13 protein-coding genes are annotated in these 12,203 nt (G+C 41.4%); 7 read left to right on the forward strand and 6 right to left on the reverse strand.

Translation table 11 applies throughout. The features are described from left to right. The first annotated feature begins 172 nt into the window (after positions 1-172). The 4 genes from murC to NMK36_RS24740 all read left to right on the forward strand — a co-directional run bounded on the left by murC (position 173) and on the right by NMK36_RS24740 (position 3,925). Entirely contained in the window at positions 173-1,771 is a 1,599-nt protein-coding gene (gene murC / locus NMK36_RS24725) for a UDP-N-acetylmuramate--L-alanine ligase (RefSeq protein ID WP_072718029.1), read from the forward strand. A gap of 52 nt (positions 1,772-1,823) precedes the next feature. After that, on the forward strand, positions 1,824-2,786 hold the full coding sequence (gene murB / locus NMK36_RS24730; RefSeq protein WP_072718028.1) for a UDP-N-acetylmuramate dehydrogenase: 963 nt from the start codon (positions 1,824-1,826) through the stop codon (positions 2,784-2,786). Between the two features lie 141 nt (positions 2,787-2,927). Beyond that, entirely contained in the window at positions 2,928-3,275 is a 348-nt protein-coding gene (locus tag NMK36_RS24735; RefSeq protein ID WP_072718027.1) for a YbaB/EbfC family nucleoid-associated protein, read from the forward strand. 155 nt (positions 3,276-3,430) lie between these two features. Further along, positions 3,431-3,925 carry a low molecular weight protein-tyrosine-phosphatase gene (locus NMK36_RS24740; protein ID WP_072718026.1) on the forward strand — a complete coding sequence of 165 codons (495 nt, stop codon included), beginning with the start codon at positions 3,431-3,433 and terminating at the stop codon, positions 3,923-3,925. Between the two features lie 69 nt (positions 3,926-3,994). Here NMK36_RS24740 and NMK36_RS24745 read toward each other — a convergent pair whose 3' ends face one another. The 5 genes from NMK36_RS24745 to NMK36_RS24765 form a co-directional block, all read right to left on the reverse strand. Then, on the reverse strand, positions 3,995-4,210 hold the full coding sequence (locus NMK36_RS24745) for a FeoA family protein (RefSeq protein ID WP_072718025.1): 216 nt from the start codon (positions 4,208-4,210) through the stop codon (positions 3,995-3,997). Next, on the reverse strand, positions 4,211-5,674 hold the full coding sequence (locus NMK36_RS24750) for a ferrous iron transporter B (protein ID WP_072718024.1): 1,464 nt from the start codon (positions 5,672-5,674) through the stop codon (positions 4,211-4,213). It abuts the gene before it with no gap. Further along, positions 5,604-6,266 (reverse strand): FeoB small GTPase domain-containing protein, encoded by a 663-nt coding sequence (locus NMK36_RS24755; protein WP_072718023.1) that lies wholly within the window; start codon positions 6,264-6,266, stop codon positions 5,604-5,606. The genes NMK36_RS24750 and NMK36_RS24755 overlap by 71 nt, the downstream gene beginning before the upstream one ends. 309 nt (positions 6,267-6,575) lie before the next feature. After that, on the reverse strand, positions 6,576-7,244 hold the full coding sequence (locus NMK36_RS24760; RefSeq protein WP_072718022.1) for a response regulator transcription factor: 669 nt from the start codon (positions 7,242-7,244) through the stop codon (positions 6,576-6,578). Between the two features lie 236 nt (positions 7,245-7,480). Beyond that, on the reverse strand, positions 7,481-9,067 hold the full coding sequence (locus NMK36_RS24765) for a glucose-6-phosphate isomerase (RefSeq protein WP_254174874.1): 1,587 nt from the start codon (positions 9,065-9,067) through the stop codon (positions 7,481-7,483). Positions 9,068-9,206: 139 nt separating this feature from the next. Between NMK36_RS24765 and NMK36_RS24770 the strand changes: the two genes are divergently transcribed. From NMK36_RS24770 to NMK36_RS24780, 3 genes are all read left to right on the forward strand, one after another. After that, entirely contained in the window at positions 9,207-9,836 is a 630-nt protein-coding gene (locus NMK36_RS24770) for a ParA family protein (RefSeq protein ID WP_072718020.1), read from the forward strand. A gap of 198 nt (positions 9,837-10,034) precedes the next feature. Then, positions 10,035-10,400 (forward strand): ribbon-helix-helix domain-containing protein, encoded by a 366-nt coding sequence (locus tag NMK36_RS24775; protein ID WP_083579903.1) that lies wholly within the window; start codon positions 10,035-10,037, stop codon positions 10,398-10,400. Positions 10,401-10,609: 209 nt separating this feature from the next. Beyond that, positions 10,610-10,906: a putative quinol monooxygenase gene (locus NMK36_RS24780; protein WP_072718019.1), complete on the forward strand. Its 297-nt coding sequence runs from the start codon at positions 10,610-10,612 to the stop codon at positions 10,904-10,906. Here NMK36_RS24780 and NMK36_RS24785 read toward each other — a convergent pair. Beyond that, positions 10,888-12,201 (reverse strand): O-antigen ligase family protein, encoded by a 1,314-nt coding sequence (locus tag NMK36_RS24785; protein WP_254174875.1) that lies wholly within the window; start codon positions 12,199-12,201, stop codon positions 10,888-10,890. The genes NMK36_RS24780 and NMK36_RS24785 overlap by 19 nt on opposite strands. Positions 12,202-12,203: the final 2 nt, after the last annotated feature.

Below are 12,203 nucleotides of genomic sequence, written 5' to 3' on the forward strand. Positions count from 1 at the left end.
TCAGGGGGTATATAGTATACAACTACTGAGAGAACTCAATTAACCTAAAATCTAAAGATGCTAGATTACAAAGACCATCTGAGAAATGTTGGCTGAGGAGTATCGGTAAAAAACAATTCTTGATATGATATCGCGTGTTATTGGTGTGGTGTGGTGTGATAAGGAGTGATCGATGCCGAGTTCTGTTGATTTCACTGGCAGGCCATTTCACTTCATCGGGATTGGTGGGATTGGAATGTCAGCCCTCGCCTACATCCTAGCGAAGCGAAAGCTACCCATTTATGGCTCCGATATTCAACGTAGCCATATTACTCAACGCTTACAAGCGTTAGGTGCTCAAATCTTTTGTCGTCAAGATGCAAGCAACTTTGAGTACATTAAAAAATCTCTAGATGAAGGGAATCACAAACCAAGTTCCCCAATGGAACTGGAGTTATCAGTCTGTGAAAATGGATTGAACTCCCGGTCTGCTTCCGTCATTCAAGCGGAAGCTTTTAATTCTAATGGCCAGACAACACAGGGGACAGAATTACCCCAAGTCATTTGTTCAACGGCTATTCATTCGGGAAACTCCGAATATCAAGCGGCTTTAGAGTTAGGTTGTCCGATTTTTCACCGTTCCGATTTACTAGCCGCGCTGATTCAAGATTACCAAAGTATTGCTGTGGCTGGAACCCATGGAAAAACCACCACCAGCAGTATGATTGCCTTCATGTTGCTCAACGCAGGTCTTGATCCCACTATTTTAGTTGGGGGAGAAGTGGATGCGTGGGAAGGGAATGCTCGTATGGGTCAGGGGCCTTATATGGTAGCTGAGGCTGATGAATCCGATGGTTCCCTGGTCAAAATTACGGCTCAAATCGGCATAATTACCAATATTGAGTTAGACCATCCCGATCACTATGAAACCCTAGACCAAGTTATCAATACTTTTAAAGTCTTTGATACAAACTGTAAAACCCTAGTGGGTTGTATCGATTGTGCAATAGTACGGGATCAAATTCAACCCAGTATTACCTACAGCCTGAATCCTCACACAGAAGCTGATTACACCGCCAAAGCAATCCAATATAGACCCAATGGTATCTATGCTCAAATTGTGGAAAAAGGCAGTTTCTTGGGAGAACTAGAGTTAAAATTGCTAGGGCAGCATAATCTCAGCAATGCCTTAGCTGCGATTGCGGTAGGACGCCAGTTAGGAATGGAGTTTTCCGTCATAGCCAAGGCATTAGCGGAATTTGAAGGAGCCAAACGTCGTTTTGAGTACCGAGGCTGTCACAATAACATCCTGTTTGTAGACGATTACGCCCATCATCCCAGCGAAATCCGCGTCACCCTCGCCGCTGCCAGGCTTCGGATGCAAGAAAGCACCTTAAACACTCAACCTTACCTTCAGCGAATTGTTGCGATTTTTCAACCCCATCGGTATAGTCGAACTCATGCCTTTCTGCAAGATTTTGCTCAGTGTTTCAGTGATGCTGATGTTGTTGTTCTCACCGAGATTTATAGTGCTGGGGAACCTAATCTTTGGGAAATTGACGGGCAAAGCGTAGCAGACTTGATTGCCAATTATCATCCTCAAGTGTTATATCAACCGTCGATGGATGCCCTGAAGATCGGTTTAGCACAACTATTGCAACCGGGTGATTTAGTTCTATTTCTCGGTGCGGGCAACCTCAACAAAATTATTCCAGAAGTCATGGCATTTCATCAGACTTCCCAAGATACTGATGGGATAGAGTCAGAGTGCCAACAGGCGCTTTTGGATTGAGTTGATAGTCAATCGGTGATTTACATCCAAGTTCTAAGGTATTCATTTCGATATGGTCATGACACTTTCTTATGACTCTCCCGGTCAAACGAATTGCCATCGGTCACGCTGCATAGCCTTACCGGAAACAGACTGTTTGATTCAATCTTTAGTTCCTTTAACCACCTTGACATCCTTTCGGGTCGGAGGGCCAGCCGAGTGGTATGTCGCACCTAAAGGGGTAGAACAACTTCAAGAAACGCTGAGTTGGGCTAATACAGAAGGATTACCCATCACCCTACTCGGCGCCGGATCAAATTTACTGATTAGTGATCAAGGATTGCCCGGATTAGTCATTGCAACTCGTCATTTACGTCATACTCAGTTTGATGTAGAAACGGGCTTAGTGACTGCTGGGGCCGGAAGTTCTCTTCCTCGTTTGGCGTGGAAAGCGGCTCGTTTGGGATGGCGAGGATTGGAGTGGGCTGTGGGTATCCCCGGAACCATCGGTGGTGCGGTGGTTATGAACGCAGGTGCTCATAGATCCTGTACCGCAGATATTTTAGTTAATACTCACGTTCTATCGAGGGCTGGAGAATTACAACTCCTCACCCCTAAAGATCTCGCCTATCGTTATCGAACCTCTGTTTTACAAGGGGGTGATCGGTTTGTGACTCAAGCGACCTTCCAGTTAGAACCGGGTCATGATCCCCAGAAGGTTCTAGCAGATACAACGGCTCATTTTAATCACCGTCGCGATAATCAACCTTATCATCTGCCGAGTTGTGGAAGTGTTTTCCGCAATCCTGGCCCGAAAGCGGCAGGCTGGCTGATTGAACAAACGGGTTTAAAAGGCTACACTATTGGCCAAGCTCAGGTAGCAGAACGCCACGCCAATTTTATTCTCAATTGTGGGGGAGCAACGGCAAACGATATATTTTTGTTAATTCGTCATATACAAGAACAAGTTGAACGGCGTTGGTCGTTTTTACTAGAACCGGAGGTTAAAATTATGGGTGAATTTCAAGTTTGTTAATCTTTATGTTTGAGACCATTGGGGGTGATTTCTTTCCCCTGGATGCAGTTAATCAGCCCCAAAAAATGCTACTATAGCTTACCTGTCTGCGGTTCACTTTAATCAATATTCAAGCCGTTCTCGGCGCTACAGGAACAAACTATGACACAAGAAAAAGGATTTGGTTTTGGTCTGGGCAAAATGAAAGAACTCGCTGATGCCTTCAAGAAGGCGCAGCAGGTTCAAGAAGGCGCGAAAAAGCTTCAAGAAGACCTGGATCAGTTGGAAATTCCTGGGGAAGCTGGGGGAGGTTTAGTTAAGGTTTACTTAAGCGGAAACCAAGAACCCCGTCGGGTCGAAATTTCACCGGATGTTTTAGGAGAAGGTGCTGATGTCGTCTCTGATCTGGTTCTCATCGCCATGCAAGAAGCGTATAAGAATTCTACGGCAACCATGCGTGAACGGATGGAAGAACTTACAGGGGGTTTGAATTTACCTGGATTAGGTTAAAGTCTGAAGGGTAAAGGATAAAGAATTGAGGAGGAGAAGACGCGGAGAAAAGTTGAAAACCTACCTTTTGACTGAGCTACAACCCTCAAAGGTGGCTTCTCTACGGCTTCTAACTCCTCATTTTTAAACTAATTTTTTAACTTTATTTTTGACTTATGCCTTACAAACTCCTCTTTGTTTGCCTTGGCAATATTTGCCGTTCTCCGGCGGCGGAAAATATTATGAATCATTTAATTGATCAGGCAAATTTGAGCGATCGCATTATTTGTGATTCCGCCGGAACCTCAAGTTATCATATTGGCAGTTCCCCAGATCGACGTATGACGCAAACGGCAAAGCAACGGGGAATTACAATGGTAGGAAAAGCCCGTCAATTTAAACAAAATGATTTTGAAGCGTTTGATTTAATCTTAGCGATGGATCAAGACAATTATCAAAATATTCTTTATCTTGACCCATCAGGAAAATATCGCCACAAAGTTAAATTAATGTGTGAGTTTTGTCGTCATCACACCCTAAAAGAAGTTCCAGATCCCTATTATGGGGGTGCAGAAGGATTTAATCAGGTGATTGATTTATTATTGGATTCCTGTGAGGGATTGTTAGACTTTGTGATTCAAGAGGAAGGATTAAAAGATTTCACCGCCTAGGTTTGCTGCATGAGTCTTTGTCCTAACCCTTCTGGTGAAGGGCTTATATCAAGGCGGAGAAAGATTCTGTTACTGAATATAAATTCGTTGTGCTGTCTCTTGATCTAGGGTAGCACGAGTTCTACCTATCTTAATAATATAGGAGGGAAATTTCTGCTCTAATTGGATATCAATTCCAGGCATAATTCCCAAAGCCATTAATTTGTGAGTTAAGGCTTCATCTTCTGTTTTTAAGTATAAAATAGTTCCTTTTCTGCCTATTTTAGCAGTTGATAATGTCATCATTTAGAAATTCACTCCTAATACATTTAAAGCGAAGTTGGTACAGTACCCAATAAAAAAAGCAAAGGGAAAGATAAAGGAAGTCATTAATATTGTTGTTAGGGTTCCTCGTTCTTTCAACATCATTTGTAATTGAGCAATACAAGGTAAAAATAACGTGAGAACAATTGCGGCAATAAACAATTGATTTCCATTAAAAATCCCCTGTTGCTGCATATCAAATAATCCCGCAGCCCCATAATCTCTTCGGAAAAAGCCATAGAGGAAAATTGGCGCGGCTTCTTGGGGAAGTCCTAAACTTAAGCTAATCGGTTCTAACCCTCGAACTAGAATATCAAATAACCCGGTTAATCGTCCCAACCAAATTAATACTGATGCCCAAATAAACAAAGGTAAAATTTCATAAAAATACCACTTCATCCGCACCCAAGTTTTAATCAAAATATTTCTGAATTTAGGAAGCCTCAAAGGGGGAATTTCCATATAAAATCCCGCCGGTTTTCCCGGTAAAATTTTTGAGGTTAGAAATCCCATCACTAAGAAAATAACCGTTAAAAATACTGCCCAAGCGATTAATGCTATTGGTTTTTGAGATAATAATCCCACTATTACCCCCCATTGTGCCGCACAAGGAATCGCTAAGGACAGTAAAAAAGTCGCAATTAATCGTTCTCGATTAGTTTCTAAGGTGCGCGTTACCATCGTTGCCATCGTATCGCATCCAAATCCTAAAACAATAGGAATTACAGACCGTCCTGATAATCCAATATATTTGAATATTCGGTCTAACATGAGCGATAATCGCGGTAAATAACCGCTATCTTCTAAGAGAGAAAAAATGAAAAAGAACGTAGCAACAACGGGTAAAACGATCGCTGTCGCATAGCGAATTCCCAAAGTAATAATCCCATAATCATTTCCAATTAAATCCTGTAGGGGTTGCCAAGGAAAAATCAAGACTGTTATGTGATTAACAACGGGGTTAATCTGCTGTTCAAAAAAGGTTTCAATGGCATCAACTAAGGTTCCTGCCCCAAATTCTCCCACAAATTTATAGACCCCATAATACAAAATAATCAATAAAATGGGGAATCCCGTTAGGGGATTAACGGTGAGTTGATGAAGCTTTTCGGTGAATAACGTTTTTTCCTGGAGAGGTTCAGAAAGAACCCTACTTTCTAGGTTCCCGGCTTGTTGTTGACGGGTATGGGCGATCACTATTGAGGGAGATTGTTTTAATTGGTTTTGGGTGGTGGCGACAATCATTTCTATGTCTTGATAGCGCGAATCATCCGCTTGAATCAGTTGCCACAGATGGGGATCTTTCTGTAAGATTAATAAAGCTAAACTGCGACGAGAAATTGCATAGTTTTTAGCCCAAGTTGGAAGATTATTTTCAGAGAATAGCAACTCGATTTCGTTGATTGCTTTCTCGATAGGTTGGGGATAAATCACGGGAGTTAACATAGTCTACGATCCTTGCTTTTAATTGACCTAATCCTTGATTCAAAGCCGCCGCCATGGGGACAACAGGAATACCTAATTGAGTTTCTAAATCCTCAGTTTGAATCTCTAACCCTAATTGTTTTGCTTCATCCATCATGTTAATGGCGAGTAACATAGGTAAACCCGTTTCCATCAGTTGAAAGGTTAGGGGTAACATTCGACTTAAATTTTTAGCATCCACAACATGAACGACTAAATCAAACCATTCGTTCATTAATAAATCTCTGGATACTTTTTCTTCTTCAGTAATTGGAATTAAAGAATACATTCCAGGGGTATCCACAACCGTAATCGGGGTATTACCCAATTTGATTTCCCCTCGTGAAACTTCTACCGTTGTCCCTGGGTAATTAGAAACGGTAACATAAGTTCCCGTTAAGCCGTTAAAGACAACGCTTTTACCGACATTGGGCATTCCAACTAAGGCAATTTTGGGGATTTTGTGGGGTTCTGTCAATTTTTCCGGTTGATTCTTGAGATATTTTCTCAAGAATTTAGGAAAAAACTGGGGAGAGTGACTTGAACAGTGGGCGGAACATTTGTGACATTCCATAGTATTGAGTTCCAAACAAATGAATAGTTAGTTTATCCCTGATTTCCTGAGTTCGCTTATTAGCCTTCCGGTATTGAAGCTGAAGTTAGGATAGATCCTGCTGTGTTTTTAAGCTTTATGTTGAACAGTGTAATTGTACAACGAGTTTGCTCCAGGAATGATAAAAAACTGTGAAGACTCTTCATTACTCTTTAGATTTTTTAATATTTCTTAACATTTGTTGATAATATAATTTTAAGGTAAGCTGCTCTGAGAGTGTTGAAGGCAAATTGATTTAAAAGTTAAGGAAACGCTTATAGCGATAAAATGTCAAGAAATCAAATTATGCTTGAGAGCGAACCGAATTAACTCAGCCCGATTATTGCTATCCGTCTTTCTTAATAAACTACTGACATACTTTTCAACGGTTCTGGGACTGAGATGTAAATGATCACCAATGGCAATATTAGAAAGTCCTTCCGTTAACAAATCCAAGACTTCACGTTCTCGTTGTGTCAGACTAATCTCTAAGGTTGGTTGGGACTTCAGCGCAACGGGTTTGGAAGCTGTTTCTGAGACATCAGTAACCGGATCTGCCAAACGGACTCGCCATTCTGACTCAATTAATTGCGATCGCTCTAATAAAGAACGAATCACCACCCCCAATTCCTCTAATTCAAAGGGTTTGGGCAAATAATTATCACATCCTAATTGATACCCTCGGATACGTTCTTTCGTGCTGGTATGGGCGGTTAAAAAAATCACCGGAAGCAGACGAAATACAGGACGAGCGCGGACTCGCTTGATTAGTTCATAGCCATCCATCTCAGGCATCGCAATATCTGTGACGATGAGGTGGGGCTGATATTGCTCCACCAGGCGCAGTGCCTCCTGACCATTCTCTGCGGCAATCACTGAATAACCGGAAATGTCCAGGTAATCACTAATCGAGAGACGAGTCCCTAAATCATCATCAACAACTAAAATTGTTAAAGGCATAGGGACGCTGAAGAGATGGGGGGATAGGGGGATAGGGGGATAGGGGGACAAGGGGACGGGGGGACGGAGGGACGGAGGGACAAGGGGACAAGGGGACAAGGGGACGGGGGGACGGGGGGATTAGGGGATTAGGGGATTAGGGGATTAGGGGACAGGGGGAGATGGGGAGGAGGAAAGAGAAGTAATCGTCAACTGTCAATCGTTAACACTCAAGCCCCTCTTCCTGCCAAATCCCCTTATTTATAGCTTGCCATTAAGTTAGTGGGTTTTCCTAGATCTCCTTCTAAAAATACTCCACGTTGATTGGCGGCTAAATGTCGCAGAATTTTATAAATAGCTTCAGTTTGATCAGGAACTCCTGCCTGTTGTGCTAAGGTTTTTAGGGAAAGAGGTTGACCTGCATCTCGTAAGACTTGAATAATTTGTTGTTGTAAGTCCAAAATGACGGCAGCCGCTTTTTTACCTGCCTCAACACCGGGTTGATGGTAAGCGTTAATATTCACTAACGAGGCATATAAACCTACAGCCCGATCATACAAAGCAATTAAAGCACCTACGATTTGGGGATTCACTTCCGGGACTGTAATTGTAATCGAATCTCGATGATTTTCATACAATGCCTGTCGGGTTCCTTGTAAAAATCCCGATAAATAATCCCCAGAGGTTACCCCCGGTTCTATTTCAATTGAGGTAGCGGATCGATCTTTTAACACCTCAATTAACGTCGCAAAAAAGTTGGGAACTCCTTCGCGTAATTGTTGAACATAGGCGTGTTGATCCGTCGATCCTTTATTGCCATAAACCGCAATTCCTTGATAGACAAGATTGCCATCCAGGTCTTTTTCTTTCCCCAAAGATTCCATGACTAACTGTTGTAAATAGCGACTAAACAACAGCAAACTATCCTTATAGGGAAGAACCACCATATCTTTTTCACCCTTTCCATTTCCGGCATAATACCAAGCCAAAGCCAATAAGGCAGCTGGATTGGTTTTAACATCGGGTTTGCGGGTGGCGATGTCCATTTCCTTCGCTCCAGCTAACATCCCCCGAATATCTATGCCTTGTAAAGCCGCAGGTAATAGCCCAACGGCTGATAATTCCGAAGTCCGTCCCCCCACCCAATCTGCCATCGGAAAGGTCGTTAACCAGCCTTCAGCGTGGGCTTGTTGATCCAATTTACTGCCGACTCCAGTAACAGCAACGGCTTGTTTGGCAAACTCCAAATTTTGGGTCGCAAAGGCGTTTCGTACCTCAATCATGCCGTTACGGGGTTCTGGAGTGCCACCAGATTTAGAAATCACCAGTACCAGGGTACTGTTGAGGCGATCGCCAATTCTAGCTAAAACCCGATCAATGCCTGTGGGATCACTGTTATCAATAAAATGGATATTCAGAGCCGGGTGTTCTGGGGCAAGGGCTTCTGCCACAAATTGGGGGCCTAAAGCCGATCCCCCAATGCCAATAGATAAAATATCCGTGAATTTTTCAGCATGAGGGGGTTTAACCTCCCCTTGATGAACCTTTTGAGTAAACGCCTCGATTTTTTCTAAGGTTTCGACAATTTCTTGCTTCAGGTCTGGGGTCGGCGCTAGATCGGGGTCGCGCAACCAATAATGGCCAACCATGCGGTTTTCATCCGGGTTAGCGATCGCCCCTTGTTCCAAAGCCTCCATCGCTTTAAAAGCTTGATCAAATTTGGGCAATAAGGATGCAACAAACTCATCCTCGAATCGCATCCGACTGATATCTAGGTACAGTCCTAAGCCGTCATGATAGTATAGCCAATCTTGGTAGCGTTGCCAGAGTGCAGTGGCATCCATAGTCTTACATTCCGCTATATTGATTTTTAGCTTAAGGGATAACTGATTCAGATTAACTCTTTTTCGGTTAACGATTAACGGTTAAGGCTGACTGCTTGATAAACTAGACTGAAGTTCCCTTGTGACCGGATCTGCAACTATGGCCAAAATTCTAGTGATCGCCAACGGCAAAGGAGGAGTGGGCAAAACCACAACCGCCATTAATCTGGCTGCAATTCTTGCCAATAACTTTACCACGCTCTTGGTGGATACAGACCCCCAGGGTTCGGCCTGTTGGTGGGCTGAACAAGGTCAAGGGGGGGATATGCCCTTTGAGCATTCTTCTGAAACTGACCCCAGCTTATTGTCTCGATTGAAGCAGGTGACGGATTATGAATTAGTGGTGGTCGATACCCCTCCGGCGTTAAAATCCGATGCGTTATTAGCCGTTGTGCAAGTAGCCGATTATTTGGTGTTACCGACCCAAGCCGCACCGATGGATTTAGTGGCGTTAATTGAAACGGTGAAATCGACTATTATTCCCTCCAAGGTTCCCCATCGGGTGTTAATGACAAAGGTTGATCCTCGCAGTTTAGGAGATGCGTTTGAGGCGCAAAAATCGTTACAAGAAGCGGGTATTCCCGTATTTAAAAATATTATTCGCGCCTATAAAGCCCATGAACGGTGTCCGTTAGAAGGGGTTCCGATTATTCAAGCCAAAAGTCATAATGCCAGAGAAGCAGCTTCGGATTATCGACGGGTTGCAGTGGAATTATTGAGGAGTTTGTAGGGGAAATATTAATTGGTGATCGCTTCTTGAAACAAAATGTTTAAAATTGGGGATTCATCCTTTATTTTTGATATTACCTTGACTAAACATTGGAGTTAAAAATTAATTATTTTAGGGCTGAGTAAAAAATCAATGTAACAATTGGGTTATTAGAAAATTTGACCAATGAAAAAAAATGATTAATAAGGAGAATAAATTATGCTCCAAATTACCTTAACCCCCGAACAGGAACAATTTTTACAAGCCCAACTCAAAACTGGAAAATACAATAACCCCCAAGAGGTAATTTCTAAAGCTTTTAAGCTGCTAGAAAAAGAGGATGAAACCGAATTTATTGCCAATATTCCAGGCAGCCCATCAGCTAAAAAGCTCCTGAAAGAAAAGATTAAAGAGTTTAGGGATAACCTAGAAAACAATCAAAACCAACCCCTAAACATTGAACAAGAAAAATTGAGTCAAGAAGTAAAAGAGCTATTCGATAAAACTCAATCTATCCCTGGGATTGGAGATATAACCGAGGAGGAAATAGCCGCAGAAATAGAAGCCTATAGAGGAGGAGAATGAAAATCATTGTTGATACCAACGTTTTAATCTCTGCTGTTTTAGTTTTTGGCTTTAGCCATAGCGAGTCAAGCGGATTTTTTGATAACTGGAGATAAGGACTTTGATGAGGTAAAAGAAATCGGAAAAACGGTAATTATTTCTGTGTCTTTCTTTTTGAAATCATTTAACATCAATGATAAAATATAAACTGAATTTAAGGAGAACTTAAAATGACTCAACCCTTGAAAGTCATAGCCCGTGTTGTGGCGTTACCGGATAAAATAGAACCGTTAAAAGCCGTATTACTGGCGTTAGTTGAACCGACTCGCCAAGAATCAGGTTGTTTACAATATGATTTATTACAAAATCAAGAGGATTTAACCGATTTTACCTTTGTAGAAGAATGGGAAAGTTTACAACATTTACAAAACCATTTAGCCAGTGTTCATATTCAAACAGCGTTAACTCAAATTGAAGGTTTAGTTGCAAGTCCGCCGGATATTCGGTGTTATGATAAAATTTTATAAGGGTTGGTTTTTGGAATTGTACAAGCTACTCCCCAAATTCCTGATAAAATTAGCCAACCGTAGGTATTGACTCGAAAATCAAATAAGGAAACATCAAAACAGTTAAATAAAATTAACGCTAAAAAGGTGATTAAATAGCTATAATAAATTAATCGATCTGAAGGATTAATTAAGGTGTTTTTTAACACTAAAAATCCTTGAGTTAAGATCACGCCTACGATGAGCATAAAAAATAAGGTTGTAGGAATTCCCATTTCAGCAAACATCATTAAAAATAAATTATGGGGATGACCTAACCAAACGTTCATTTTGGCTTCATAAAGAGGCGTAAAATTTCTGAGTCCCCATCCGCTAAATGGTCGAGTTTGAGTTAAATTTAAGGTAAATTTCCATTGGGTAATTCTCAAGGTTTCTACGGGACGGACGAAATTTTGATCGGTAATTCTTTGCCAAAAATAAGCAGGAATAATTATTCTCAAGCCTGCTCGCAGGGGAGAGGGTGCAAAGGCTGACCCTAAAACGGCTGTTACTCCTGTACTAACCAATAAAATTAACCACCACCAGCCTAAATATAAAGCATAAGCTAAACTAGATAAAACCGCTAATCCCCAAGCATTGCGAGAATTTGTTAAAATTAAGTCAATTCCGGTTAATAATAGGGTAAATACTAATAATGTTATTCTTAATTTAGAATTATGAATGGGAAAAATTGACGTTTGAGCTTTATTCTGCCATTCTTCTATCAATAATCCCAAGGTTAATGTAAAAATAATTACTAAATAGGCTGCAAAAATATTAGCATACATAAAGACGGATGACATTCGACCCGGAGGATTTCCATTCAGATGTAAACTCCAGCCTAAAATCCCCTGTAAAAGGTCAATTCCTGACCATCCTAAATACTGTTGTCCTAAACCTAAAATTCCAACGGGAACCGCAGAAATGATCATTAACCCAGATAACCACCGCAGTTGATTGGCAGTTTGAATCATTTCACTTAACCCTGCAAATACGATAAAATAAGGAATAAAATTACTTAAACCGAGAAAAGATTCAAGGAGATTATTTGCTAAAATAGAAATAATTATTAATAAAATACTTAAAATAGCCAATCCTTGATTAATAGGATTTCTTTGAATGGATTTAAACTGACGTTTCCAACAAAGGAGACTACCCAAAATAATAGCAATTCCGCCAAAGGTTGGTAAAAGGGGAAATAAAAATACCCCCCATTGTAAACAATTCCAAGGTAACTGTAATCGTTGTTCTGGGTGGGGAAAAAGGATAAATTTCATGG

The organism is Planktothrix pseudagardhii (assembly GCF_904830925.1).
In the GTDB taxonomy this organism is placed as follows: Bacteria; Cyanobacteriota; Cyanobacteriia; order Cyanobacteriales; family Microcoleaceae; genus Planktothrix; species Planktothrix tepida.